This is a genomic window from Herbiconiux sp. FW305-C-125, assembly GCF_058783455.1.
The window spans coordinates 1,035,146-1,059,863 of the sequence record NZ_JBYSYO010000001.1 but is presented as its reverse complement, the minus strand read 5'-3'; the positions used below and the strand labels follow the sequence as shown (position 1 = coordinate 1,059,863).

Genomic DNA, 24,718 nt, shown 5'->3' with positions numbered 1-24,718 from the left:
GGTTCGGGCGGCTACGTGCTGCGTGCTACTTGCAGTCGAGGTACTTCGAGTCGAACTCCTTCAGCAACTGCTCGCTCGCCGCGGTGCGCTCGTCGTCGTAGGTGGCCACGTTGTCCTTCGTGACCACGAACGAGCCGGAGTCGATGATCGCGCCGGGTTCGGCCATCGTGCACTCCTTGCTCGCCAGCTTCGCCAGCGCGTAGCTGCCGACGTAGGCCTGGCCGGTGGGGTTCTGCGCGATGGTCGCGTAGACCGATCCGTCTTCGATCGCCTTGAGGATGGTCTCGTCGTCGTCGATCGCCACGAGCGCGATCGGCAGGCCCGACTCGGCGACGGCGGTGGCCGCGGCGACGGCCGGGTTGTAGGCGGTGGAGACGATGCCGGTGATCTCCGAGCCCTTCGAGGCGAGCAGGTCGGCCACCGCCTTCTGCGCCGTGGTGAGGTCGGTGTCGACGTCGGTGATGTCGGGCAGCAGGGTGACGGCGCCGTTCGTCTCCTCGACGGCCTTCTTCACGCCGGCGATGCGCCGCTGGGTGTTGGAGTCGACGTTGACGCCGGTGAGGTGGGCGAGCACGCCCTTGCCGCCCATGGCCTGGATGGTGGCCTGCGCCGCCTTGTACGCGGCCTCTTCGGTGTCGGTGGAGAGGCAGAAGTCGGCGTCGTTGGTGTCGCCGGCCGGGCAGGAGCCGAGTGCGGCGCTCGCGATGCCGTTCTGCCGCAGGTTCTGGAAGGTGGAGTTGATGTCGGTCGGCGAGACGCCGAACACCCCGAACGCGTTGTAGCCGTTGGCGACGAGGGAGTTGATGACGTCGTTCTCCTTCGTCTGGTCCCAGCCGGCGGTCTCGTTGAAGGTGGTGCCGCCGAGGCCGAAGTCGGTCTTGGCCTTCTCGCCCGCGGCGACCCAGGGCTGGAAGTACGGATGCGGGCCGCCCGGTACCAGCGCGACCTTCACGGAGTCGAGGCCGGTGGCCTCCCCACCGCCGCTCGAGCCTTGGGGGGTGCAGCCGCTCAGCAGCATGGCGCCGAGCGCGGTCGCCGCGACGGCGATCGAAAGGGTAACGCGTCTCATCGTTGAGCCTCCATCGGTGTCTGAATCCTATTGGATTTCCCTATAGGATTTCTGACATCGTGCACGATAGATTGGATGATGTCAATCGCAGTGGTGCGACGGCGTCGCTGCCGAGCGGAAAGGGGTGACGATGCTCGAGGGAACGTTCCTCACGTCGCTCGACCGCGCATCCGCTGCGCCCCGGCCGACCGAGGTGTACGAGCGGTTGCGCGCGCTCATCATGTCGGGTGCCATCCCGCCGGGGGAGCGGATCAACATCGAGGATGTGGCGCGCCGGCTCGCCGTCTCACCCACCCCCGTTCGTGAGGCGCTCGCCGGGCTCGAGTCCGAAGACCTGGTGCTGAAGGTGCCGCTGCGCGGCTACCGCACCACCGAACTGCTCACCCGTGAGGAGTTGATCGAGCTCTATGAGCTGCGCCGGCTGCTCGAGCCGGCGGCGGCCGCCGCTGCGGCCCGGCGCCACGACGCCGGCGTGGTGCAGGCGCTCGACGACGAGCTCGCCTCGATGAGCGCCCGCCAGGGGCCGCTGCCGGCCATCGAGCTCGCGGCGCACGACGAGCGGTTGCACGGTCTCGTCTTCGAGGGGGCGGGCAATACGCTCATCCGGCGCACCTACGAGCGCACGCACTGCCACCTGCACATCTTCCGGCTGTCGTACTCGGGCACCTACGGGCACCACACGGTCGACGAGCACGCCGCCGTGGTCGCTGCCATCGACGCCGGCGGCCCTGCCGCGGCCGAGGCCGCCATGGCGACGCACCTCACCCTCTCCCTCGACCGGGTCCTGGCCGTCCACCGCTGACCCCGCCCGCCGCCCCGGCGCACATCGCGGCCTTGCGCTCGCAGGATGAGTGAGTGTACAGTCACTCTTATGGCACCTCGAAGCTCAGTCCTCTCCACCGCGGATGCGCGGCGACCGCTCGTCACCGACGCCGCGGTGCGCGAATTCGCTCGCGGCGGATTCCACGGCACCACGATCGCCGACGTGGCTCGCGAGGCGAAGATCTCGCCCGCCTACGTCTTCAAACTCTTCCCCAGCAAGGAGCGCCTCTTCGTGGCCGCGCTGGAGCGCTGCTTCGAGCAGGTGGTGGCGGCCCTGGGGGAGGGCGCCGACGCCGCGGCGGCCCAGGACGCCGACTCCGTGCTCGATGCCATGGGTGGTGCGTACGCCGAGTTGATCAACGATCGCAGCCTGCTCATGCTGCAGGTGCACGCCCAGTCGGTCGCCGAGATCCCCGAGATCGGCGACGCGTTCCGGGCGGGCTTGGCGAAGGTGACCACGTTCGCCAAGAGCCGCTCGGGCGGCGACGACGACGCCGTGCAGCGTTTCATCGCCTACGGCCAGCTGTGCCATCTCATCGTCACGGCTCGCATCGAGGAGATCCCGGAGTCGTGGGCCGACCTCCTGTCGCACGGCATCCGCCACCCCGACTGACCCACGCCCCTCAACCGTCTTCCTTTCCTCATGTCCGTAAGAGTGAGTGTCTATTCACTCTCCAACCCGGCCCCATCCGAACAAGGAGAATCCCATGACGAAATCGCCCACCGCTGCCGCTGAATCCCCCAGCGACCACACCACCACGAACAGCAGGAGTGCCCACCGCTGGTTCGCCCTGAGCATCCTGGCGCTGGCCCAGTTCCTGGTCGTGCTCGACGCCTCGATCGTCAACATCGCGTTGCCCGCGGTCGGCGATCAGCTCGCAATGGATACGGCGGCGCTCGCCTGGGTCATCACCGCCTACGTCCTGCCGTTCGGCGGTCTCCTGCTCCTCGGCGGAAGGCTCGCCGACCGGTACGGTCATCGCCGGCTGTTCCTCGTCGGCGTGATCGGATTCGTCGGCGCGTCGATGCTCGCCGGTCTCTCGGTGAGCAGCGGGATGCTGCTCGGTGCGCGCGCCTTGCAGGGCGCGTCAGCGGCCTTGCTCGCCCCGGCGGCGCTGGCTCTCGTCACGCAGCTCTTTCCCGCCGCGGCCGATCGCACCAAGGCCCTCGGCATCTGGGGCGCCGTCGCCGGCATCGGTTCGGCTGCGGGCGTGCTGCTCGGCGGCGTGCTGACGGCGGCCATCGGCTGGCAGGCCGTGTTCTTCGTGAACGTGCCGGTGGGCATCATCGTGATCGTGCTGATTCCGCTGCTCGTCAACCGCGATCGCGCCGGTGCGCCGTCGCCACTCGACTACCCCGGAGCCGCCACCATCACGGGCGCCCTGGTGGCCCTCGTCGGTGCGCTCAGCGCCGTGGAGCAGGTCGGCTTCGCCCACCCCGTCACGATCGGCCTCGGCATCCTGGCCGTCGTTCTCGCCGCCGCCTTCGTGCTGATCGAGCGGCGCAGCGCCAATCCGCTCGTGCCGCTGGCGGTGTTCCGCAATCGCAACCTCACGGTCGGCAATCTCGCCATGCTCCTCGTCGGCGCGGCCATGGTCGCCCTGTTCTTCGCCCTCTCGGTCTACCTTCAGGCCGTTCTCCACTACGACGCTCTCGCTGCCGGTCTCAGCCAGTTGCCGCTCGCCGGCGCTCTCGTGATCGTGGCCGGTGTCGCTCCCGCCATCGTCGCCCGGCTCGGGCTCAAGGGCACCCTGATGGGCTCGCTCGTCGTCCTCGCCGGTGGCCTGATCTGGCTGGCGACCTCGCCGAGCGACGCCGGGTTCGTGGCGAACATCCTCGGCCCGAGCATCCTGATCGGCGTCGGTCTTGGTGGTGCCTTCGTCACCGCTACGCAGCTCGCGGTGGACGGCGTCGAGGGCGGCGAGGCGGGCCTCGCCGGCGGACTCATCAACACCAGCCAGCAGATCGGCGGTGCGCTCGGCCTCGCCACCCTCGCCTCCATCGCGACGGCACGCACCGCCGCCCTCGAGGCCGTCGGAGCGGCGCCGGCGGATGCGCTGACCGCCGGGTTCTCCTGGGTGTTCCTGGGAGCCGCGGCCTTCGCGCTGCTCGCGACGATCGCCGCGAGCCGTGCCCGCGTGAGCCGCTGACACTGCGGCGCTCCACCGCCAGCGCCCTCGGGAGACGGCCGGCTTCGCTCAGCGGAGCCGGCCGTTTCAGCGTCCGAGGGCCACGCGGAAGGCCTCCTCGAGGGTGGCGCTGATCTCGTCGGGGTCGCCCAGGTAGCCCGCCACCATCGCGCCGTCGCGCAGCATCATGAGGCGGCGGGCGGTGGCCTCCGGGTCGGGTGCCCCCGCGTCGGCGGCGATCGCGGCGAAGAAATCGCGCATCCAGCTTCGGTGGGCCTCGACGACGCTCCGCACCGGGTCGCCGGCGTCGGGCGTCTCGGCGGCGGCGTTGATGAAGGCGCAGCCGCGGAATCCGGGCAGGCAGCTGGCCGCGCCGATGAAGCCGGCGATGTTCTGCAGCGAATGGATGCCGTCGCCCTCGACCCGGGCGGCGAGGAACGCGCCCTGCTCGAGCTCGGCCTGCCGCTCGAGGTAGGCGACGACCAGGTCGGTCTTGGTGCGGAAGTGCCGGTAGAAGGTGACCTTCGTGATGCCGGCGGCCTCGATGATGCGATCGGCGCTGGTGCCGCGGATGCCGTTGGCGTAGATGAGCTCCGACGCGGCGTCGAGGATGCGCGCACGTGCCACTCCCTCGTGCCCGCGGCCCACCGGCTCGGCCGGTCTGGTCGACGTGTCGGTCATCGTGTGCTCCTTCCGGCGTTCGGACTTGCGTCGAACCGCACCATCACTCTAGAGTCTCCATAGTAGACGAACTAGTACGTCTACTATCACGGAAACGGAAGACACACATGACAACGACGGCCCTCCCCGCCGCAGCGACCCTGCCGAGAACGCTGCGCCGGCTCTACTTCGTCCGCTTCGGCTTCGCGATCGTCTGAGCGCTGCTGCTCGCGCTCGTCGCACCGAACGTCGCCCCCTTGCTGACCGTGCTCCTGGTGCTCTACCCGCTCGTCGACGCCGGGTCGGTCTTCACCGAGCTGCGAGCCGCCGGCACCTCAGCCCGCTCGCGCGTCACCGAGACCGTGAACATCGTGGTGAGCATCCTGGCCGCCATCGCCCTGGGCTGGGCGTCGTTCGTCTCGCCGGCCGCCGTGCTCGCGGTCTGGGGCGTCTGGGCCGTGCTGGCCGGCGCCACCCAGCTGCTCACCGGAATCAGCCGCCGCACGCTCGGTGGCCAGTGGCCGCTCATGTTCAGCGGCGGCCTTTCGGTGCTGGTCGGCTTCGCCTTCCTCGCGCAGGGCCTCGGCGGCGCGACCAGCGTGACGTCGGTCGCCGGGTACGCGACCCTCGGCGGCGTGCTGTTCCTCGTCTCGGCCATCCGCCTCACCCGCGCGGTGCGCGCCTGATGGCGGGCGACTTCGGCGCGAACACGCCCGACTACGACCTCATCGTCGTCGGTGCCGGCCCGGTCGGCGAGAACGTGGCCGACTACGCGGTCAAGCGCGGCCTGCGCGTGGCCATCGTGGAGTCGGAACTCGTCGGCGGCGAGTGCTCCTACTGGGCGTGCATGCCCTCGAAGGCACTGCTGCGCAGCGGCCACGCCCTCCGCGCGGTCGAACGTCTGGCCGGCGCGCGCCAGGCGGTGTCGGGTGCGCTCGACGCAGCCGCCGTGCTCGCCCGCCGCACCGCGTTCGCCAGCGACTGGAAGGATGACGGGCAGGTCGAGTGGCTCGAATCGGCCGGCATCGACCTGCTGCGCGGACGCGGGCGCCTGACCGGCCGCGGCGCGATCGAGGTGGACGGGCGCGGATACACCGCGGCAGCCGTCGCCATCGCGACCGGATCGCTGCCCGTGCTGCCCGACATCCCGGGGCTCGCCGACGCGGCGCCGTGGGGCACCCGCGAAGCCACCAGCGCCACGGCCGTGCCGCCGCGCCTGGCCGTGGTGGGCGGCGGGGTCGCGGGCACCGAGCTCGCCACCGCCTGGGCATCCCTCGGTTCCCAGGTCACCCTGGTGGCCCGGGGTGCCCTGCTCGACCGCGAGGAGCCGTTCGCCGGCGAGCTCGTGGCCGAGTCGCTCCGCGCGCTGGGTGTCGACGTGCGGTTGGGCGTGCGCCCGCTGCGGGTCGACCGCGACGCCACCGGCGTCGTCACGACCGAACTGAGTGATGGCACGACGGTGCTTGCCGACGAGATCCTGGTGGCGACGGGCCGGCGGCCGGCCACGCTGGACCTGGGTGTCGAATCCGTCGGTCTGGTGCCGGGGGAGTGGCTCTCGGTCGACGACACCCTGCTCGTCGACGGCACCGACTGGCTCTACGCGGTCGGCGACGTCAACGGCCGTGCGCTGCTCACGCACCAGGGCAACTACCAGGCCCGGGCCGCCGGCGAGGCGATCGCCGCGCGCCTCACGGGCACGGGCCTCCGCGCCGATGCCTGGGGCGAGCACGTCGCGACCGCCGACCACGCGGCGGTGCCGCACGTCGTGTTCACCGACCCCGAGGTGGCCCGGGTGGGCCTGACTGAAGCGGATGCGCGGGCCAAGGGCCTCGACGTGCGCGCGGTCGAGTACGACCTCGGCTGGGTCGCGGGCGCGAAGCTGCACGCCGACGGCTACTCCGGGCGAGCCAAGCTCGTCGTCGACGAGAGCCGTTCGGTGGTGGTCGGAGCCACGTTCGTGGGGCAGGATGTCGCTGAACTGCTCCACTCCGCCACCGTCGCCATCGTGGGTGAGGTTCCGATCGCCCGGCTCTGGCACGCGGTGCCCGCCTACCCCACCATCAGCGAGATCTGGCTGCGTCTGCTCGAGACCTACGGCCGGCCCTAGCGGCCACCCCGACCATCCGTCCATCCACCCACCCGAATCACACAACAAAGGAGAACACCATGCCCACCAAGATCACGCTCGTCATCGACAACCCCGCCGACCCGGCCGCGTTCGAAGCCGCCTACGCGGAGATCGCGGCCCTCGCCGCGCAGCTGCCCGAGCTGCGGCGCGTCGAGTCGGCCAAGGTCTGGCCGAAGGAAGACGGCACTCCCACCCCGGCGCACCGCACGCTCGACCTCTACTTCGACAGCTACGAGGATGCGTCGGCCGCGGTCGCCGCGCCCGTCGCCGGTGAGTTCTTCCAGCGCCTGATCGGCACCGGGGCGACGTTCACCGGCCTCTTCTCCGACATCGAGGAGTGACCCGGGCGAGGGTGGGCGGCGGACGCCCGCCCTCGCTCTTTGCGTTTGAACCGCTCAGTCCGTCGGCGCGCTGACGGCGCGGCGGGTGCGGCGGCCCGCCCACAGCACCAGCGCGCCCGCCACCGCCGCGAGCCCCAGTGCCGCGATGCTCGCACCCTCGTGGAACTGCGCCGTCTGCTGCCCGCTCCACCCAGGGGCGGTGAGGATGCCCGTGAACAGCGCAGCGAGCACGGTGCCCGCCACGGCGATCCCGATGCCGCTCGCCACCTCCTGCGCGGTGTCGGTGAGTGCGGCGCCGATCGAGGTGCGGTTCTCGGGCAGGCCGCGGAGCACGTTCGTGCCCGCCACCACCCCGTTCACCCGGATGCCGGCGGCGACGAGCGCGAGTGCCGCCGCGATCCAGCCGTAACCGAGCGAGTTGCCCACCCCGTAGACCGCGAGCCCGGTCAGCACGAAAGCGGCACTCAGCCACGCGGCGCGATCGAAGCCCAGCCGGTCGACGATGCGGCCGACGAACGGGCTGAGCCCGATGAGCACCGCCACCTGGGGCAGGAGGCCGATCGCGGCCAGCGCCGGCGGCCAGCCGTAGTCCAGCTGCAACTGCAGCGTCACGAGGTACCCGAGGCCCGCGAGCGCGAGCCCCGTCGCGGCTTTGTAGGCCAGCCCGCTCGCCACCAGAGGCCGGCCGACGAGCGCGAGATCGATCAGCGGCTGCCGGGCGCGCCGCGCTCGCACGACGAACAGTGCCAGCGCCGCCAGGGCGGTCGCGACGGTGCACCACGGCACCCACGATGCAGCGCCGTCGTTCACGAACACGGTGGGCGCGAGCAGTGCGGCGACGATTCCGACCGTGCCGAGCAGCGCGCCGAGCAGGTCGATGGGAGCGCGGTGCAGCTCGTCGGCGTCGTCACGCGGGATGCCGGCCCGGATGCCGGCGAAGGCGATCGCCGCGACGGGCACGTTGGCGAGCAGCAGCACCGGCCACGGCGCGACGGCCAGCACCAGGCCGCCCGCGACCGGGCCGATGGCGAGACCCACGATTCCCACCATGGAGATGAGGCTGATGGCGCGCACGCGCAGCCCGTCCTCCCGGAACAGGCGGAAGGCCAGCGCGATCGAGCCCGGCGTGGTCATGGCGGCGGCCACGCCCATCGCCGCGCGCACCGCGATGAGCCCGCCGGCGGTGGTGGCGAACGGGGTGCCGAGGCTCGCCAGGGCGAGCAGTGCGAGGCCGACGAGCATCACGCGACGGCGGCCGACGCGGTCGGCGATCGCGCCGAAGAGCAGCATGAGGCTGCCGAAGACCACGGCGTAGACCCCGGTCACCCATTGCAGATCGGTGGCGGATGCGTTCAGCTCGCGGCCGATCGTGGGCAGGGCGACGGTGAGGATCGAGTTGTCGAGCATCTCGAAGAGGAACACGGCTGAGAGGCCGGTGAGTGCGAGCCACGCAGAGCGCAGGGTGGCGGGGGCGGGGGCGGTGGCGGCGGGGGGCGCAGCGGTCGGGACGGGCATCCGAATCTCCCTTACAGTGTTAGAGCGCTAGTATGTCTAACACTGTTAGAGTGCGAATGCAAGGAGAGAGATGGCGCTGACTCGGGACGTCATCGTGCGCGAAGCGCTCACCCTGGTCGATGAGCAGGGACTCGAGAAGCTGAGCCTCCGCACGCTCGCGGGTCGGCTCGGCGTGCAGGCGCCGACGCTGTATTGGCACGTCGCGAACAAGGCTGCTCTGCTCGGAGCGCTGTCCGACGCCATCATGGGTGAGGCGGTCGAGCCCCTGGCGGCGCTCGACCGGCCCGATGAGCGCTCGGCGTCGTGGCGCGAGTGGCTGCTCGGGGCGCTCGTGGCGCTGCGGGCGGCGCTGCTCGCGCATCGCGACGGGGCACGCATCGTGTCGGGAGCGCACGATTCGCTGCGGCGCGCCGAGTTCACCGAGCGGGCGCTGGAGCGGCTGGTCGCCGAGGGGGTCGAGCCGGGGCGGGCGTGGATTCTGGTGCTGGCCGCCACCCGCTACACCCTGGGGCACGTGCTGGCCGAGCAGGGGCCGGATGCGGCGCCCTCCGACGAACTCCAGCCTGAGTTCCGGCGGCGCTTTCCCCTACTGGCGGCCGGGGTGACCGAGTACTTCGCCCACAACGACGCCGACGATCTCTTCGAGGACGGGGTGCGGCAGCTCGTCGGGCTGCCGGAACGGGAGCGCTAGCGCGCGGCGAGCCGCGCGTCGGCGTCGAGTTCCGGCTCCGGACCGGGCCCGGTGGCTGCGGTTTCGTGGGGCGTCGCCGCGAGCAGTCGCCGCAGCTCGGCCGCGTCGGTGTTGGCGCCGAAGACGGGGGTGCCGGGTTCCATCCGGCGGCCTTCCTCGAGCGCGCCGGCGACCACGGGGTCGAAACCGAGCTCGTCGACGAGTGCGGCGACCGCCGCGACGTCCGCCGCATCGTCTCCGGCGATCGCGATCGCCTTGCGGCCGGGCGCTCCGGCCGGCCGGGCTTCGGCCTCGAGGTCGTGGTAGCCCATGTGGTTGAAGGCCTTCACCACGCGCGACTCGGGGAGGAAGCGCTGCACGAATCCGCTCGAGGTCTCGGCCGGGTCGAGGATGCGCTCGCGCGGTCCGTCGATCTCCCACCAGTGGTTCATCGTGTCCACCACCAGCCGGCCGCGCAGCACATCGACGGGCAGCCGACCGTGCTTGCCGAGCGGGAGCGCGAGCAGCACGATGTCGGCGGCTGCGGCATCCGCCGCCCACACCGCTTGGGCACCCGGGGTCAGGACCTCGGTGGGGAGCGCGATCTTGGCCGGATCGCCGCTGCCCGCGATGAGCACGCGATGTCCGGCGGCGAGGGCGAGCCGGGCGAGCACGGTGCCCACCTTGCCGGCGCCCAGGATGCCGAGCGTGCCGCGGCCGTCGCCGCCGGCGCTGACCGGGCCGCCCGAGCCGGCGCCCGCGCCGCTGCCCGCGCCGCTCATTGGGCCACCGCCGCTGCGCCGGCGGCACCCACGGGCGACTCGGCCAGCAGTTCTCGCACCATCGGGATGACCTGGGTGGCGTACGACTCCACGGCGTGCATCCGCGCGCTGGCGGCCAGGCTGCCGCCCGAGGAGTAGATGAGGTCGAAGCGCCCCACGTCGAGGCTGCGGATGGCGGCCGCCATCTTTCGGGCCACCGTCTCGGGCGATCCGACGTAGAGCGAACCGTGCTCCACCTCGGCGTCGAACTCCTCGGCGCGCAGCGGCGGCCAGCCGCGCAGGGCGCCGATGCGGTCGCGGAGCTCCTTGTAGCCGGGGTAGAACAGCCGCTTGGCCTCGGCATCCGTGTCGGCGATGAAGCCCGGCGAGTGCATGCCGACGGGGTGGGCGGTGGTGCCGAGCTGCTCGGTCGCGCGCCGGTAGAGGTCGACGTAGGGGGCGAAGCGTTCGGGCGCCCCGCCGATGATGGCGAGCATGAGCCGGAAGTCATAGCGCGCGGTGCGGATGACCGACTGCGGCGACCCGCCGACCCCCACCCAGGTGGTGAGCCGCCCCGATTCGGTCTTGGGAAAGACGTCGGCGTCGTGCAGCGCGGCCCGCGTCGTGCCCTCCCAGGTGACCGGCTGCTCGTCGAGCAATTTGTGGAACAGGTCGATCTTCTCGTCGAAGAGGAGGTCGTAGTCGGCGAGGTCGTAGCCGAACAGCGGGAACGACTCGGTGAACGACCCGCGGCCGAGGATGACCTCGGCGCGACCGCCGGAGAGGGCGTCGACGGTCGCGAAGCGCTGGAAGACGCGCACCGGGTCGTCGGAGGAGAGCACCGTGACACCGGAGGCGAGACGGATGCGCTCGGTGCGCGTGGCGATGCCGGCCAGAACGGTCTCCGGCGTCGAGATCGCGAACTCGGGCCGGTGGTGCTCGCCGACGGCGACCACGTCGACGCCGGCCTGGTCGGCGAGCACCGCCTCGTCGACGGTTGCGCGGATGGCCTCGGCGTACGACATCAGCCGCCCGTCGTCGTGGCGGGGGAGATCGCCGAAGGTGTCGATGCCGAACTCGAGTCCGGTGCTCATACGGGGTGCCCTTCTGTCGGGCCTCCTGCGCTGATGCGTGCCATATAGTTCACATGTCAACTACTGGAGGCAATGAGAGTGAACGCCGCGACCGCCCGGAATCTTCCTACCCGCGAGCAACTGCGCATCTGGCGCGACTACACCGAGACGGCGGAGTCCTTGCGCTCCTTGCTGGGCAGCCGGATGCAGAGCGAATCGGCGGTGTCGACGGCCGACTACCAGGTCATGCTGGCACTCAGCGAGGCGACGGGCCGCCGGCTGCGGTCGTCGGCGCTGGCGTCGTCGATCGGCTGGCAGCGCAGTCGGCTCTCACACCATCTGGGGCGCATGGAGGCCCGCGGGCTGATCGTGCGGGAAGGCAGTGCCGCCGACAATCGGGGGTCGGAGGTGCTGCTGACGGCGGCGGGCGCCGAGGTGTTCCGCCGCTGCTCGGTGCCGCACCTGCGCGACGTGCGAGAGCTGTTCGTGGCCGCGCTCACGCCGGAACAGCTGGCCGCGCTCGACGGTGTCTCGGCCGCGCTGCGCGCGCACCTGGGGCTGCCGGGGCGCTGAGCGCCGGGCGAGCCGGGCAGCTCTCGCCCCACCGGTGGCTAGCGCGGCCAAGCCGATCCGCGTGCCGCTCCGAATACCCGACGACACTCACGTCGACGTCGGGAGGCAGCGGATGCGCGAGAAGACAGAGACGGCACGTGGCACCCGTGCCCGCACGCACGCCCGGGGCCGGCTGGCCGACTGGGCGCTCGCGGCGCTCAGCGGTGTGCTGAGCGGGGCAGCGCTGCTCGCGATCGCAGAGCTCGTCGCCCTGATCGTGGCGCGGGACGGCAGCCCGGTGCTCGCGGTCGGATCGTTCGTCATCGACATCGTGCCGCGGTGGGCGAAGGAGTTCGCGATCGAGACCTTCGGGGCGAACGACAAGCTCTTCCTGCTCGCGTCGATCGGCGTCGCGGTGGCGGTGGCCGCGGCACTCGCGGGCGTGCTGCATTGGGTGCGCCGGCCGCTCGGAGTGGTGCTGTTCGGGCTGGCGGGCGCACTCGCCGTCGCCGCGATCGTGACCCGCACGGGCGCGACCCCGCTCGCCGCGGTGCCGACCGTGCTGGGCACGATCGGGGGCGCGTTCCTACTCACCCTGCTGGTGCGCCGCCTCCGCGTCTGGCGCGCTGCGCCCCGGGCGTCGGCGCCGGCCGACCCGGCGGAGGCTCCGGGCCGTGACCCCCGGTTCGACCGGCGGCGGTTCCTGGTGCTGGCCGCGGTCGTGGCGGCAGGGGCCGCCGTGGTCGGGACGGGCTCGCGCATCGTCTCGGCGGCCACGTCGTCGCTCGCGGGCATCCGTGACGCCCTGAAGCTGCCGGCCCCCCGCGCGACCGTGCCGGTGCCCGACGGTGCGGAGCTCGACGTGCCGGGCATCTCACCCCTCTACACGCCCAACACCGACTTCTATCGGGTCGACACCGCTCTCACCGTGCCCGCCGTCGACCCGTCGAGTTGGCGCCTCACGGTCGTGGGCCTCGTCGACAACGAGGTGACACTCTCGTTCCAGGACCTGCTCGACCTCGGCCTCGACGAGTACTCCATCACGCTCACCTGCGTCTCGAACGAGGTCGGTGGCGAACTGCTCGGCACGGCGAAGTGGCTCGGCGTGCCGGTGCGCACCGTGCTCGCAGCGGCCGGCCCCCAGCAGGGGGCCGACATGGTGCTCTCCAAGAGTGTCGACGGCTTCACGGCGAGCACGCCGCTCGGGTCCCTCACCGACGAGGGCATCGACGCCATCTTCGCCGTGGCGATGAACGGCGAGCCGCTGCCGCTCGAGCACGGCTTCCCGGTGCGCATGGTCGTGCCCGGCCTCTACGGCTACGTCTCCGCCACCAAGTGGGTCACCGAGCTCAAGGTCACGACCTTCGACGCCGACGAGGCCTACTGGACGCCGCGCGGCTACTCGGCCGAAGCCCCGATCAAGCTCTCCTCGCGCATCGACACGCCGCGCATCGACAAACAGCTCGCTGCCGGGCCCACCAAGATCGCCGGTGTGGCGTGGGCGCAGACAGTCGGCATCGAGAAGGTGGAGGTGTCGATCGACGACGGGGAATGGCAACCCGCCAAGCTCTCCACCGCGGTGAACGCCGACACCTGGGTGCAATGGGTGCTCGACTGGACGGCGACCCCGGGCCCCCACTACGTCTCGGTGCGCGCCACCGACAAGGCCGGCAACCTGCAGATCGAGGAGCGCGCCCCCATCGCGCCCGACGGTTCGACCGGCTGGCAACGCACCCTCATCACGGTCACGGGCTGACGGATGCCCGTGCCGCCGCCCCTGGTCGGCCCGCCGGTCCTGGTCGGCTCGCCGCCCGGATCAGTCGCTCGCCCGGGCGCCGGCGTCCGGTTCCGCGCCGCCGGCCGGGCGCTCACCGCCCTCGGGGGCGGTCGTCTGCGGCACCGGGTACACCGGGATGCCGGCCGCGATCGCCACCTCACGGTAGGCGGCCGCCAGCGAGTCGACGGATTCGTGGGCGTTGAGCCCGCTGGGGTTCGGCACCACCCACAATTCGGCGCCGGCCAGCGTCTCGGGCTGCTTCCCGACCACCGCGCGCGGCCGGTGGAACGCGATCCGGTAGGCGGTCACGCCCAGCATCGCGACGACGGCCGGCTGCAGTTCGGCCACCCGCGGAACGAGTGCCGCCGCGCCCGCCACCAACTGGTCGTCGCTCAGCTCGTCGGCACGCGCGGTCGCGCCTGCCACCAGGGTCGTGAGCCCGATGCCGCGGTCGAGGAGGTGCTGACGGTCGCCCGGCTTGAAACCCACCGACGCATCGATCAGGCGGTCGAGGATGCCCGCGCGGTACAGCGCCGGATAGAACCGGTTCCCGCGCCGGCTGAACGGTGCCTGCACCGCGGCGGTGTGCAGGCCCGGGTTGATGCCGACGATGAGCAGCCGGAGCCCCGGACCGATGACGTCGGGCAGCGTCGTGCCGTAGTAGGAGTCGAGCTCGGCCCGCGTGAATCCCATGCCAGCAGGCTAATCCACCTCGCAACCGGGCCGATGCTGAGGGCTGCCTGTGAGCGCAGCGGCCCGCCGGAACTTTCTCGTCAGCACCGCTGTTCTTATTGATGACCGCCGCAGCCAGTGGTGCGAACCAAGGAGATCTCTCGTGACACAGGAGTACCGCAAGACCCCCGAGGCCTTGTCCCGCCTCACCCCTCAGCAGTATCGCGTCACCCAGGAGGACGTGACCGAGCCCGCCTTCCGCAACCAGTTCTGGGACAACAAGAAGGCCGGCATCTACGTCGACGTCGTCTCGGGTGAGCCGTTGTTCGCCTCCGTCGACAAGTACGACAGCGGGTCGGGCTGGCCGAGCTTCACGGTGCCGATCGATCCCGCCAACGTGGTGGAGAAGAAGGACCGCAGCTGGGGCATGACCAGAACCGAGCTGCGTTCCGCCCACGGCGACAGCCACCTCGGGCACGTGTTCGATGACGGCCCGCGGGAGACCGGCGGCCTCCGCTACTGCATCAACTCCGCCGCCCTGCGGTTCGTGGCGCTCGACGCCCTCGAGGCCGAGGGCTACGGCGACTACCTCACCCTGTTCGACACGAAGGAGAACGCACGATGACCACGACCGAGAAGGCAATCCTTGCCGGTGGCTGTTTCTGGGGCATGCAGGATCTGATCCGCAAGCGTCCCGGGGTGCTCGACACCCGCGTGGGCTACAGCGGAGGCGACACCCCGAACGCCACCTACCGCAACCATGGCAGCCACGCCGAGGCGATCGAGATCACCTACGATCCCGAGACCACCAGCTACCGGGAGCTGCTGGAGTTCTTCTTCCAGATCCACGACCCGTCGACCAGGAACCGTCAGGGCAACGACGTCGGAACGAGCTACCGCTCGGCGATCTTCTACGAGAACGAGGACCAGCGCCGCGTCGCCGAGGACACCATCGCCGACGTCGACGCCTCCGGGCTCTGGCCCGGCAAGGTGGTCACCGAGGTCGCTCCTGCGGGCGCCTTCTGGGAGGCGGAGCCGGAGCACCAGGACTACCTCGAGCGCTACCCCAACGGTTACACCTGCCACTACGCCCGGCCGGGCTGGAAGCTGCCCCGCCGCGAGGCGGCCGCCAACCAGTCGTAGTCGCCCCCTGACGGTCGCTTGCGACAGTCGGCCTGCGTTGATACACCGGGTGTGGAGCCAGTTCCTGGCTCCACACCCGGTTGTCGTTTCGCCGCGCCTCGCTGTCCCAGCGGAGGTCCCTCATTCCACGGCCAGTGCCACGACGGGAGCGATGCGGGTGGCGCGACGGGTCGGCGCGATCGCCGCGACCACCGTCAGCACCGCGGCTGCGGCGGTGACGACTCCCAGAAGCCACAGCGGCAGCACCGGGAGGATCACGGCCGGCCCGTTCATCCAGCCCAGCAACGATTGAGCCCCGGCCCAGCCATAGAAGGTGCCGAGGATGAGCCCCACGAGTACGGCCGTCAGAGTCAGCTGCGCGCTTTCGGCGACCACCATCCCGCGCACCTGCCGATTCGTGAACCCGAGTGCGCGCAGCAAACCGAGTTCCCGTGTGCGCTGGAGCACGCTGAGCGAGAGGTTGTTCACCATCCCGACCGCCGCGATCAGGGCGCTGAACCCCAGCAGCGCCGAGAACACCCCGACGGTGACCGCGATCACCTGCTCGATCCCGGCGACGCCGCCCTCCCGTGATTGGTCGAACCGCGACAGGATCTCCTGGTAGCTCGCCGCAGCGACGGCGAAGGTCGTGATCAGGGTCACGCCGATGACGAGACCGATGGTGGTGCGTGAACTCCGCTCCGGGTAGCGCACGGCGTTCTCGGCCGCCAGCCGTGCTGCGGGCGTCTTGCCGAGTGCTCGGCCGACCACTCGCAGGGCGCCGGGCATGAAAAGGGGAGCGCCGAGCACGAGGCCGCTGAAGGAGAGGAGACCGCCGATGACGGCGGGCAGAACACCCAGCGGCGTCGCCAATCCGATGAGGATGCCGAGCGCCAGCAGTCCGAATCCCAGCACGATGAGCACGATCGCCGTGATGTTACGGCCCCGCCGGCGGAGCGCGACGTCGTGCCGCACCTCGTGTGCGCCTCCGGTCGCCGCCATCGGAGAGACGTCGAGGACGCGTCGCGAGCCGATCCACGAGGCCAGCCACGTGGTCAGCACCACCGCCACCAGGGGGAGACCGATCACCGGCGTCAGGTAGTCGTATTCGACGGGAGGGGCGACGTCGGCGGCCACCGCCACCGAGATGAGAGTGAACGCCGCCGCGGTGCCGGTCAGGAGACCGAGCGCTGCTCCGGCCAGACCCACCAGCAGTCCCTCCCGCGCAATGGCCCGGCGCTGACTCGCCGCAGTCGCACCGATCAGGCGCAGTAACGCGATGGTCTTCGTGCGCCCGGAGACGATCGTGGCGAAGGTGTTCGCGGTGACGACGGCACCGACGTACACCGCGATGACGATGAAAACCCCGCCGGTGAGAGCGAGCAGGACCGCTGCGGTCCCGCTCGTGGACAGGCCCGGGTCTGAGGTCATCATGGTCGCGAGAGCGCCGGTGACCTGTAACAGGGCGACCCCGAATGCGGCGCTCAAGGTGGCGACCAGCACGCTCGGCGCGTGGTCGCGCATCCGCGGCCTCATGCCACACCTTCCATGCCCAGCATGTACTGGCTGATCTCGGACGCCGTCGACCGGCCGCGGTCTTCGACGATGTGGCCATCGGCGAGGAAGACGATGCGCTCCGCGAAGCTCGCGGCCACCGGGTCGTGGGTGACCATGGCGATGCTCTGCCCGTAGTCGCTCGCCGCCGAGGCGAGCAGCGCCAGCACCTCTCGGCCGGTGCGGGAGTCGAGGTTGCCGGTTGGCTCGTCGGCGAACACCAGGTCGGGCCGTGCGCCCAGGGCGCGCACGATGGCGACGCGCTGCTGCTGGCCGCCGGAGAGTTCGTGCGGGCGATGCCGGATGCGGTCGCGGAGCCCCAGCGTGTCGACGAGGTGATCGATCCAGCGGTGCTCCTCGTCCGACGGCGGACGGCCGTCGAGCTCGAACGGGAGCAGGATGTTGCCCAGCACATCGAGGGTCGGCACGAGGTTGAACGACTGGAAGACGAAGCCGACGCGTCGTCGGCGCAACGTGGTCAGTTGGGTGTCGCGAAGCGATGTGATCTCCGTGTCGCCGATCCACACCCGGCCCGAGCTCGCGTTGTCGAGGCCCGCCATGATGTGCATGAGGGTGGACTTGCCGGAGCCGCTCGGGCCCATGATCGCGGTGAACTGGGCTCGGCGGATGCCGATCGACACATCGTCGAGAGCGGTGACCGCGGCGCTGCCGGTGCCGTAGGACTTGGTGAGCTGGGCGACTCTCGCGACGAGGCCGATGTCTCCTGGGCTGATCTGCATGTCGTCGACGCTACGGATCGGAGCGTCCGGCGGCGTCAGCCCGCGGAACGACTCGCGTACATCCGGAGGATGACGTTCAGCGGGCCGTCGGCCGGCCCAGTCCGTGAGTCACTGCGAAGAGGACCAGTTGCACGCGATCGCGCAGCTGCAACTTCGTGAGGATGCGGCTCACATGCGTCTTCACCGTCGCCTCGCTGAGGAACTCGGCGCTCGCGATCTCAGCGTTGGACAGTCCGTCGGCCACGAGCGCGAAGATCTCGCGTTCGCGCGACGTGAGTCGCTCATACGCCTGCACCGGCGGCATCGCGGGGCCGAGACCGGACGCGGGGGCGCCCATTCCGCCCGGCCCGGGCGACGGTCGTGCGCTCGTGCTCGCCGCTGCGAAGTGCTCGAACAGATCGCGCGTGGCCGCCGGTGCGATGACCGCGCTGCCGGCGTGCACCGTGCGGATCGACGACAGCAGGAACTCGGGGTGCGCATCCTTGAGCAGGAAACCGCTCGCACCGGCCGCGATGGCACGTACTGCCGCGGTGTCGAGGTCGAAGGTGGTGAGCACGACGACCCGCGCGGTCACCGAGCCCCCGGGTGCGAGCAGACGGCGGGTCGCCTCGATGCCGTCCATCACCGGCATCCGGATGTCCATCAGCACCACATCCGGCCGGGTCTGTTCCACCAGCGCCACGCCCTCGGCACCGTCACCGGCTTCGCCGACGAACTCCAGATCGGGCTGGGAGGAGACCACCTGCCTGATGCCGGCGCGGAACAGCGGCTGATCGTCGATGAGAACGACTCTGATGGCGCTCATCCGTCTCCGCCGTCTGCGCGGGCGGTGCCGCTGACACCGCGAGTGCCGGTGCCGTCGACACGGCCGCTGCGGTCAGGGGCAGCGCCAACGGCCGCGCTCTCCGGTACCGGGATCGTCGCTCGCACGACGAACTCGTCCTCACCGTCGACAATGGTCAGCTCGCCGCCGGCGAGCGCGGCTCGCTCGCGCATTCCGTGGATTCCGTGACCGGCGCGCAGTGCGCGAGCCGGTCCGGCGGCACGTTTGCTCGTCACAGTCAGCTCGAGGGCGGTCGGCTGCCAGTGCAGGCGCACCCGCGCGAGGCCTCCCGGCGCGCCGTGACGCAACGCGTTCGACAGGGCCTCCTGCGCGATGCGGTAGACGGCGAGCTGGCTGCCCGGTGGCAGCGAGCGAGGTGTTCCCGACTGGTCGAAGTCGACCGAGAGTCCGGATGCACGCAGCTGATCGACCAGACGCGGCACGTCTCCGAGTGAGGGCTGCGGGGCCGTGGGCTCGTCGTGACGCAATTCGCCGAGCAGCACGCGGACATCGGCCAACGCCGCCCGTGCCGTGTCGGAGATGGTGCCGAGCGCCGATTCGGCGGCCCCGGGGTCGGCCGACATCGCGTAGCGCGCACCGTCGGCCTGGGCGATGACCACGGCGAGCGAGTGCGCCACGATGTCGTGCATGTCGCGGGCGATGCGATTGCGCTGCTGCTCGACGGCGACGTTGTGCTCCGCGACCAGCTGCCGCATCCGGCTCTCCTGTGCGTTCGCCCAAGTCTTGGCGAGAAGGCCGAGCGTCCAGCTCAGGACCAGCGCAGCCATTGCCGCGAACAGGTAGGCGAGGAAGGTGATGGTGAAACGCGCGAGGTTCGGGGGGCCGGTCTCGCCGAACAGGCTGCCGTAGTAGACCCCGACGGTGAGGTAGAGCGACGCCAGCACGGCACCGAGCGCCGCGGAGATGAGTCCGGCCCATTTGACGAGTCGCCCGCCGTAGCGGGCGGTGGCGTACAGCACGGGCAGGAGGGCGAGATTGGCCACGTCGGGCTGCAGCGCGAACGACAATTGCGCGACGGCGAACACCCACGCGGTCGCCAGGGCGAGGGGCGGGCTCAGTCGCCGTAACGCGAAGGCGAGGCCCATACCCACCACCACGACCGTCAGGGCGGGCTCGGGCGCCCCGAGCGGAACGCGCAGACCGACGCAGAGAACGGCGAGACCGACATCGAAGCCGAGCTGGTAGGGCTTCAGACGGCGGAACATGCCTCAACGGTAGACGCCGGCTCGCTGCGATTCGAGCGGTTCGGGCCGATCGGCCAGAGATCATCCTTGCGATGTACGTGAACTCCGGCAGCCTCATCACCCCGCTTGGCGTGTCGCCCGTCGGTGCGGGATAGTGAATTCATTCGAACATATATTCGATCTTCCGGAGGCGAGAATGACGACCATCGACCTGACCGAGTTCGCGACCCTGTGGCTCGACGACGGCCTCGTGCCGGTGCGGATGCTGTGGCGCGGACGTCGGTGGACGGTCAGCGACCGGCCCACCGAGCCGGAGGGACTGTACTGGTCCACCCATGCACCCGACTTCGTGGCCTGGCGATTCCAAGCCACCGATGAGAACGGACTCAGTCACGTCTTCGACCTGGTGCGCCATCACGGTGGTCAGCACTGGACGGTCGCTCACGTCTACGACTGAACGGGCCGTGGCTCGCGGGTGAGCGACTCGAAGCGATAGCGCAGGCCGGTCCGGGACTCGAACCAGCCGGATGGCGGATCGAGCTCGGTCCGCCACTCGCCACCCATCGCTGGTGCGGTGGTGTCGCCGTCGACCTCGAGATCGACGCGCGTGATCTCCACCCGGTGCGCGAACGGAAGCGCCTGCCGGTAGATGTCCCCGCCACCCATCACCCACACGGTGCCGGTGGCCCCGCCGGCCTCTGCCAGCGCCTCGGCGACCGAGTGGTGCACCACCGCGCCGGGCGCCGCCCACCCCGCCTGCCGGGTCACGACCACGTTGCGGCGATCGGGCAACGGACGGAACCGTTCAGGCAACGACTCCCACGTCCGGCGCCCCATCACCACGGTGCTGCCCTCGGTGAGCCAGCGGAAACGCGCGAGGTCTTCGGGGAGATGCCAGGGGATTCCGCCGTCCCGCCCGATCACCCCACCCCGCGCTTCAGCCCAGATGAGTGCGACGCTCATACCGCGACCGCGGCCCGGATGGCGGGATGGTGCTCATAGCCCACCACCTCCAGGTCGTCGTACTCGTAGTCGAACACGCTCGTGCGCTGGTTCACGATGCGCAGGGTCGGCGCCGGGTACGGGCTTCGCTGGAGTTGCAGCTGCACCTGCTCGACGTGATTGTCGTAGATGTGGCAGTCGCCGCCCGTCCAGACGAACTCGCCCACACCGAGTCCGGTCTGGGCCGCGATCAGGTGCGTCAGCAGCGCATAACTGGCGATGTTGAACGGCACGCCGAGAAACAGATCGGCGCTGCGCTGGTAGAGCTGGCACGAGAGCTTCCCGTCGGCCACGTAGAACTGGAACAGCGCGTGGCACGGCGCGAGCGCCATCTGCGGAATCTCGGCCACGTTCCAGGCCGACACGATCATGCGCCGCGAATCGGGGTCGGTGCGGATGGTCTCCACCACCTGCGCGATCTGATCGATGTGCTCGCCCGTGGGAGTCGGCCACGAGCGCCACTGCACACCGTAGACCGGTCCGAGTTCGCCGGATGAGTCGGCCCACTCGTCCCAGATCGTGACCCCGTGCTCCTGCAGCCAGCCGACATTGCTCTCGCCGCGCAGAAACCAGAGCAGCTCGTAGGCCACCGACTTGAAGTGCACGCGTTTGGTGGTGATGAGCGGAAACCCCAGGCCCAGGTCGAACCGGAGTTGGCGCCCGAACACGCTTCGCGTGCCGGTACCTGTCCGGTCGCCCTTCGGCGTTCCGGCCTGGAGGGTCTCGCGCAGGAGGTCTTCGTAGGGGGTGGCGATCGTCATCACATCGAGCGTAGAGCCAATTCGGGCCGCGGGCGGTAGCCTGGGTCGAAGAAGGGCGAACCCGTATGAAGCGCATCAACATCCTGTATGACGGAAAGCAGTACTCGGTCTCTGGTCGCGATGTCGACGTGCTGAAGGAGGAGATCCGCGCCGCCGTCGAATCGGCGGTTCCGACCTGGCTCGAGGTGAACGTGGGTGAGGGGCGGTACAAGCGTGCCGACATCCTCCTCGCCCCCGGCATCCCCGTTGCGGTGATCGGTATCGAGGCCGACGACTGACCCCGTCGATGCCTGCCGACGGTCCGAGCCGAGTCGCACCCGCGCTCGCCGGTGGTGCCCTGCACGAGCAGGATTGGCAGTCGCTCACCTTCGTGCACTGGCGGGTGCCTCCGGAGCTGGTCGCTCCGCACCTCCCGCCCGGTACCCGGCCGGACGTCTTCGACGGCTCCGCCTGGGTGGGCCTCATCCCGTTCCGGCTGGCGAACGCCACCACGCCGGGTGCTCGGCGGCTCGGGCCCGTTCCCTACATCGGCACCTTCCCCGAGATCAACGTGCGGCTGTACTCGATCGACGACACCGGTCGTCGCGGCGTGGTCTTCGTGTCGCTCGAGTCGGCCCGGCTGGCGGCCGTCACGGCTGCGCATCTGCTCTTCGGCCTGCCGTACCGCTGGGCGCGGATGAGCATCACCACCGCGGCCGACGGCACCATCAGCTACCGCTCGGAGCGCCGTGGTCGAAACGGGTTCGGCGGCGGCCCCGGCCCGCACAGCCGGGTGGATGCGCGCCCCGGCCACGACGACCGTTCGAACGACGAGCTCGCCGTGTTCCTCACGGCGCGGTGGGGACTGCACGTCGCCCGGGGGGCCGGCGCGGCTCGCACCCGGTTCATCCCGAACGAGCACGAACCCTGGCAGCTCGTCGACGCCGAACTGCGCTTTCTCGACGACGAGCTGCTCGCCGCCGCCGGATTCCCCGAGCTCGCTGACCGTGCCCCCGATTCGGTGCTCTTCTCGCCCGGCGTGCACACGGCGTTCGGGCGTTCGACACCCGCTGGAGCGGCCTGACGCGCTCGGCCAGGGACTCGGGTGGCCGACCGCACGCGGGGGCGGAGCCGAGGATAATGGGCGGGTGACCGCACCGGCCTTCGATCTCGGACTCCTCCTCGATGTCGACGGACCCATCGCGAGCCCCGTGGCCCGGGGGATCGCCATCCCGGCGATCGCGACCGACCTCGTGGCCCTCGCCAACGCCGGCGTGCCGGTGGCGTTCAACACCGGGCGCTCGGACGTCTTCCTGCAGAACGAAGTCGTCGCTCCGCTGATCGACGGCGGGCTCGACGAATCGGCCCGTGTCTTCGGCGTGTGCGAGAAGGGGGCTGTGTGGTTTCGCATCACCCCAACCGGCGTCGGTGATCTGTCCATCGATGACTCCCTCGTTCCTCCCGCTCGATTGGCCGTCGAGGTCGACGGCCTGGTGGCGACGCGCTTCGCCGAGACGATGTTCGTCGACCGCACGAAGCGCACCATGATCTCGGTCGAGCAATGCACCGACGTCGACTCCGACGACTATCTCGCGGAACAGCCCGTGTTCGACCGCGCGGTGATCGATCTGTGCAGAACTTTCGATCTCGGCGTGGTGTGGAGGAACAGTCCGCATCCCGACAGCACCGGCCGGGTGCTCTATCGCATTGACCCGTCGATCATCGCGAGCGATGTCGAGTCGGTTCGGGTCGGGAAGGACCTGGGGGCGGAGCGTGCGCTCGACCTCATCGCTGCGACCGGCCCGGTGCCGAGCGTCTGGCGCACCATGGGCGACTCCCGAAGCGACTACGCCATGGCGCACTGGCTGCACGGCCGGGGCCATGAGGTCGTGCACGTCGACGTGCGTCCTCGCGACGGCGTGCCGACGACGGACTACCCGGTGCTCACCGCTCCCGACAGCGTGGTCGACGACTCCGCGGGCGCACTCTTCCTCCGTCGATGGACCCGTCTCGTGGTTGACGGCGCCGACCCAGGCGGGCCCGCCTGACGCGCGTGAACCGTTCCTGCGCGGCTTCGACCCACCTCTCACCCGCGCCGGATGAGCGCGACCCGCCCCGCCACCGCTCGCAGCAGATCGGCCGGCGCGAGCTCGATGTCGAAGCCGCGCCGACCGCCCGAGACGAAGATGCTCGCGAACGCCAACGCCGAGTCGTCGAGCACCGTCGGCAGTGCCGTCTTCTGCCCGACCGGGCTGATGCCGCCCACCACGTACCCGCTCTTGCGTTCCGCCACGGCCTTCTCGGCCAGTGCGCCCCGCTTCGCGCCGAGCTCCACCGCCAGCGCCTTCACGTCGAGCTGATCGCGCACCGAGAGGATGCCGATGCCGAGCCCCGCATCCGTGTCGACCATCAACGTCTTGAAGACCCGCTCCGGCTCGACCCCCAGCTCGCGCGCGGCCTCCGCGCCGAAGTCGGTCGCAGCCGCGTCGTGCACGTAGACGTGCCCGGCGAACGGGATGCCCGCAGCGCGCAGCGCCACCGTGGCGGCGGTGGTCGGAACCCCTGAACCACCGGCCGCTCCCGACGCTCCGGCGCGCGCCTTCTTCGCCATCCGCTCGCCCGCCGTCAGCTCGCCGGCACCTGGTCGGCCGGATCGACCGGCAACGCCGCCCGCAGGAACGCCGACACGTCGGCGAGCTCCTCGGGCGAGATGCCGTGCCCGACGCCCGGGTACAGGCGCGCGGTGACGGCGAAAAGCTCCGGCACGACCTCGGTGGTGCACGAGATCCCCGCCACCGCGATCACCGGGTCGGCCTCGTCGCGCCCCCAGAACAGCGGCGGACGCCGCGCGGTGAGTGCTTCGTCGCCCGCGACCGGCCCGCGCACCGCGAAGCCCGACAGATTCACTGCGGCGGCGAAACGATACGGTGCCAGCCGCATCAGGTGGATGGACATCGCTCCACCCTGCGAGAACCCGAGCACCGCCGTGGCGGGCGGGGCACCGAAGGCCGACTCGACACGGTCGAGCCATCCCAGAACCGCCCGCCCGGCGGCGTCGATCGTGTCGAGCGCGGGGTTCGCCGGCTCACCGGGCGGAAACCACGTCCACCCGCCCATCCCGAACGGGGCACCCGACAGCGGCGCCCGAAGCGACGCGTAGACGACGCCCTCCGGCAGCAGCGGGAACAGTGCGGCGAGGTCGTTCTCATGCGAGCCGCGCCCGTGCATCACGATGACGAGCGGCTCGCCGGCGAGCCGCTCCGACAGCTCGGCACGAGGCACCGACCACACCACGGCGTCGTCGTCGAGAATCAGGTCTGCGGATGCGTTCACCGAACTCAGCGTAGTCGAGCAGCCAACGGT

At 70.7% G+C, this 24,718-nt stretch carries 29 protein-coding genes; 15 read left to right on the top strand and 14 right to left on the bottom strand.

Translation table 11 applies throughout. The annotated features are described in order from the left end of the window. Positions 1–25: 25 nt before the first annotated feature. Entirely contained in the window at positions 26–1,069 is a 1,044-nt protein-coding gene (locus AC3WLB_RS05475; protein ID WP_492503971.1) for a sugar ABC transporter substrate-binding protein, read from the bottom strand. Positions 1,070–1,199: 130 nt separating this feature from the next. Here AC3WLB_RS05475 and AC3WLB_RS05470 point away from each other — a divergent pair, with 130 nt between their 5' ends. The 3 genes from AC3WLB_RS05470 (at position 1,200) to AC3WLB_RS05460 (ending at position 4,041) form a co-directional block, all read left to right on the top strand. Further along, the gene (locus AC3WLB_RS05470) at positions 1,200–1,871 is read left to right on the top strand and encodes a GntR family transcriptional regulator (RefSeq protein ID WP_492503969.1); all 672 of its coding nucleotides are present in this window, start codon (positions 1,200–1,202) and stop codon (positions 1,869–1,871) included. Between the two features lie 69 nt (positions 1,872–1,940). Beyond that, on the top strand, positions 1,941–2,504 hold the full coding sequence (locus tag AC3WLB_RS05465; protein WP_492503967.1) for a TetR/AcrR family transcriptional regulator: 564 nt from the start codon (positions 1,941–1,943) through the stop codon (positions 2,502–2,504). A gap of 94 nt (positions 2,505–2,598) precedes the next feature. Then, positions 2,599–4,041 carry a DHA2 family efflux MFS transporter permease subunit gene (locus tag AC3WLB_RS05460; RefSeq protein WP_492503965.1) on the top strand — a complete coding sequence of 481 codons (1,443 nt, stop codon included), beginning with the start codon at positions 2,599–2,601 and terminating at the stop codon, positions 4,039–4,041. A gap of 66 nt (positions 4,042–4,107) precedes the next feature. Here AC3WLB_RS05460 and AC3WLB_RS05455 read toward each other — a convergent pair whose 3' ends face one another. Beyond that, on the bottom strand, positions 4,108–4,701 hold the full coding sequence (locus AC3WLB_RS05455) for a TetR/AcrR family transcriptional regulator (RefSeq protein WP_492503963.1): 594 nt from the start codon (positions 4,699–4,701) through the stop codon (positions 4,108–4,110). Between the two features lie 236 nt (positions 4,702–4,937). Between AC3WLB_RS05455 and AC3WLB_RS05450 the strand changes: the two genes are divergently transcribed. Genes AC3WLB_RS05450 through AC3WLB_RS05440 form a run of 3 tightly spaced genes read left to right on the top strand, consistent with a single transcriptional unit; the run spans position 4,938 to position 7,149 of the window. Next, positions 4,938–5,366, top strand: a complete 429-nt coding sequence (locus AC3WLB_RS05450) for a hypothetical protein (RefSeq protein WP_492503961.1) — start codon at positions 4,938–4,940, stop codon at positions 5,364–5,366. After that, positions 5,366–6,787, top strand: coding sequence for a dihydrolipoyl dehydrogenase family protein (locus AC3WLB_RS05445; RefSeq protein ID WP_492503959.1), 1,422 nt, complete (start codon positions 5,366–5,368; stop codon positions 6,785–6,787). Before AC3WLB_RS05450 ends, AC3WLB_RS05445 begins: the two co-directional genes overlap by 1 nt. 59 nt (positions 6,788–6,846) lie before the next feature. Next, entirely contained in the window at positions 6,847–7,149 is a 303-nt protein-coding gene (locus AC3WLB_RS05440) for an EthD family reductase (protein ID WP_492503957.1), read from the top strand. A 54-nt stretch (positions 7,150–7,203) separates the two neighbouring features. On the opposite strand, the gene AC3WLB_RS05435 is transcribed toward AC3WLB_RS05440, so the two are convergent. Further along, positions 7,204–8,664 (bottom strand): MFS transporter, encoded by a 1,461-nt coding sequence (locus AC3WLB_RS05435; protein ID WP_492503955.1) that lies wholly within the window; start codon positions 8,662–8,664, stop codon positions 7,204–7,206. Positions 8,665–8,734: 70 nt separating this feature from the next. Between AC3WLB_RS05435 and AC3WLB_RS05430 the strand changes: the two genes are divergently transcribed. Continuing rightward, positions 8,735–9,355, top strand: coding sequence for a TetR/AcrR family transcriptional regulator C-terminal domain-containing protein (locus AC3WLB_RS05430; protein WP_492503953.1), 621 nt, complete (start codon positions 8,735–8,737; stop codon positions 9,353–9,355). On the opposite strand, the gene AC3WLB_RS05425 is transcribed toward AC3WLB_RS05430, so the two are convergent. After that, positions 9,352–10,116 carry an NADPH-dependent F420 reductase gene (locus AC3WLB_RS05425; protein WP_492503951.1) on the bottom strand — a complete coding sequence of 255 codons (765 nt, stop codon included), beginning with the start codon at positions 10,114–10,116 and terminating at the stop codon, positions 9,352–9,354. The two genes, AC3WLB_RS05430 and AC3WLB_RS05425, sit on opposite strands and share 4 nt — an antisense overlap. Continuing rightward, the gene (locus tag AC3WLB_RS05420; protein ID WP_492503949.1) at positions 10,113–11,189 is read right to left on the bottom strand and encodes an LLM class flavin-dependent oxidoreductase; all 1,077 of its coding nucleotides are present in this window, start codon (positions 11,187–11,189) and stop codon (positions 10,113–10,115) included. The genes AC3WLB_RS05425 and AC3WLB_RS05420 overlap by 4 nt, the downstream gene beginning before the upstream one ends. A 78-nt stretch (positions 11,190–11,267) precedes the next feature. On the opposite strand from AC3WLB_RS05420, the gene AC3WLB_RS05415 reads away from it, so the two are divergent. Together AC3WLB_RS05415 and AC3WLB_RS05410 are read left to right on the top strand one after the other, a co-directional pair. Continuing rightward, positions 11,268–11,741 (top strand): MarR family winged helix-turn-helix transcriptional regulator, encoded by a 474-nt coding sequence (locus AC3WLB_RS05415; RefSeq protein ID WP_492503947.1) that lies wholly within the window; start codon positions 11,268–11,270, stop codon positions 11,739–11,741. A gap of 112 nt (positions 11,742–11,853) precedes the next feature. Further along, positions 11,854–13,476: a molybdopterin-dependent oxidoreductase gene (locus tag AC3WLB_RS05410; RefSeq protein ID WP_492503945.1), complete on the top strand. Its 1,623-nt coding sequence runs from the start codon at positions 11,854–11,856 to the stop codon at positions 13,474–13,476. 60 nt (positions 13,477–13,536) lie between these two features. Here the strand turns inward: AC3WLB_RS05410 and AC3WLB_RS05405 are convergent, their stop codons facing one another. Then, positions 13,537–14,190 (bottom strand): mismatch-specific DNA-glycosylase, encoded by a 654-nt coding sequence (locus AC3WLB_RS05405; protein ID WP_492503943.1) that lies wholly within the window; start codon positions 14,188–14,190, stop codon positions 13,537–13,539. A 142-nt stretch (positions 14,191–14,332) separates the two neighbouring features. Between AC3WLB_RS05405 and msrB the strand changes: the two genes are divergently transcribed. After that, positions 14,333–14,794, top strand: coding sequence for a peptide-methionine (R)-S-oxide reductase MsrB (msrB, locus tag AC3WLB_RS05400; RefSeq protein ID WP_492503941.1), 462 nt, complete (start codon positions 14,333–14,335; stop codon positions 14,792–14,794). Further along, the gene (gene msrA / locus AC3WLB_RS05395) at positions 14,791–15,312 is read left to right on the top strand and encodes a peptide-methionine (S)-S-oxide reductase MsrA (RefSeq protein WP_492503939.1); all 522 of its coding nucleotides are present in this window, start codon (positions 14,791–14,793) and stop codon (positions 15,310–15,312) included. Before msrB ends, msrA begins: the two co-directional genes overlap by 4 nt. A 120-nt stretch (positions 15,313–15,432) precedes the next feature. Here msrA and AC3WLB_RS05390 read toward each other — a convergent pair whose 3' ends face one another. The 4 genes from AC3WLB_RS05390 to AC3WLB_RS05375 form a co-directional block, all read right to left on the bottom strand. Then, entirely contained in the window at positions 15,433–16,815 is a 1,383-nt protein-coding gene (locus AC3WLB_RS05390; RefSeq protein ID WP_492503937.1) for an ABC transporter permease, read from the bottom strand. Positions 16,816–16,823: 8 nt separating this feature from the next. Further along, positions 16,824–17,585 carry an ABC transporter ATP-binding protein gene (locus tag AC3WLB_RS05385; protein ID WP_492503935.1) on the bottom strand — a complete coding sequence of 254 codons (762 nt, stop codon included), beginning with the start codon at positions 17,583–17,585 and terminating at the stop codon, positions 16,824–16,826. A gap of 76 nt (positions 17,586–17,661) precedes the next feature. Then, positions 17,662–18,390: a response regulator gene (locus tag AC3WLB_RS05380; RefSeq protein WP_492503933.1), complete on the bottom strand. Its 729-nt coding sequence runs from the start codon at positions 18,388–18,390 to the stop codon at positions 17,662–17,664. Then, positions 18,387–19,634 (bottom strand): sensor histidine kinase, encoded by a 1,248-nt coding sequence (locus AC3WLB_RS05375; RefSeq protein ID WP_492503931.1) that lies wholly within the window; start codon positions 19,632–19,634, stop codon positions 18,387–18,389. The genes AC3WLB_RS05380 and AC3WLB_RS05375 overlap by 4 nt, the downstream gene beginning before the upstream one ends. A gap of 175 nt (positions 19,635–19,809) precedes the next feature. On the opposite strand from AC3WLB_RS05375, the gene AC3WLB_RS05370 reads away from it, so the two are divergent. Beyond that, positions 19,810–20,070: a hypothetical protein gene (locus tag AC3WLB_RS05370; RefSeq protein ID WP_022896068.1), complete on the top strand. Its 261-nt coding sequence runs from the start codon at positions 19,810–19,812 to the stop codon at positions 20,068–20,070. Here AC3WLB_RS05370 and AC3WLB_RS05365 read toward each other — a convergent pair. Next, entirely contained in the window at positions 20,061–20,576 is a 516-nt protein-coding gene (locus AC3WLB_RS05365) for a dihydrofolate reductase (RefSeq protein ID WP_492503928.1), read from the bottom strand. The two genes, AC3WLB_RS05370 and AC3WLB_RS05365, sit on opposite strands and share 10 nt — an antisense overlap. After that, positions 20,573–21,376, bottom strand: a complete 804-nt coding sequence (locus AC3WLB_RS05360) for a thymidylate synthase (protein WP_492503926.1) — start codon at positions 21,374–21,376, stop codon at positions 20,573–20,575. The genes AC3WLB_RS05365 and AC3WLB_RS05360 overlap by 4 nt, the downstream gene beginning before the upstream one ends. A 65-nt stretch (positions 21,377–21,441) precedes the next feature. Here AC3WLB_RS05360 and AC3WLB_RS05355 point away from each other — a divergent pair, with 65 nt between their 5' ends. The 3 genes from AC3WLB_RS05355 (at position 21,442) to AC3WLB_RS05345 (ending at position 23,403) form a co-directional block, all read left to right on the top strand. Continuing rightward, positions 21,442–21,654, top strand: coding sequence for a hypothetical protein (locus tag AC3WLB_RS05355; protein ID WP_022896065.1), 213 nt, complete (start codon positions 21,442–21,444; stop codon positions 21,652–21,654). An 8-nt stretch (positions 21,655–21,662) separates the two neighbouring features. Then, complete coding sequence (locus AC3WLB_RS05350) at positions 21,663–22,439, top strand: YqjF family protein (protein WP_492503924.1); 777 nt, start codon at positions 21,663–21,665, stop codon at positions 22,437–22,439. A gap of 64 nt (positions 22,440–22,503) precedes the next feature. After that, positions 22,504–23,403, top strand: a complete 900-nt coding sequence (locus AC3WLB_RS05345; RefSeq protein ID WP_492503922.1) for a hypothetical protein — start codon at positions 22,504–22,506, stop codon at positions 23,401–23,403. A 38-nt stretch (positions 23,404–23,441) separates the two neighbouring features. On the opposite strand, the gene AC3WLB_RS05340 is transcribed toward AC3WLB_RS05345, so the two are convergent. Continuing rightward, positions 23,442–23,966: an aminoacyl-tRNA deacylase gene (locus AC3WLB_RS05340; RefSeq protein WP_022896062.1), complete on the bottom strand. Its 525-nt coding sequence runs from the start codon at positions 23,964–23,966 to the stop codon at positions 23,442–23,444. Between the two features lie 14 nt (positions 23,967–23,980). Further along, positions 23,981–24,688, bottom strand: coding sequence for an alpha/beta hydrolase (locus tag AC3WLB_RS05335; RefSeq protein WP_492503919.1), 708 nt, complete (start codon positions 24,686–24,688; stop codon positions 23,981–23,983). Between the last annotated feature and the right edge of the window lie 30 nt (positions 24,689–24,718).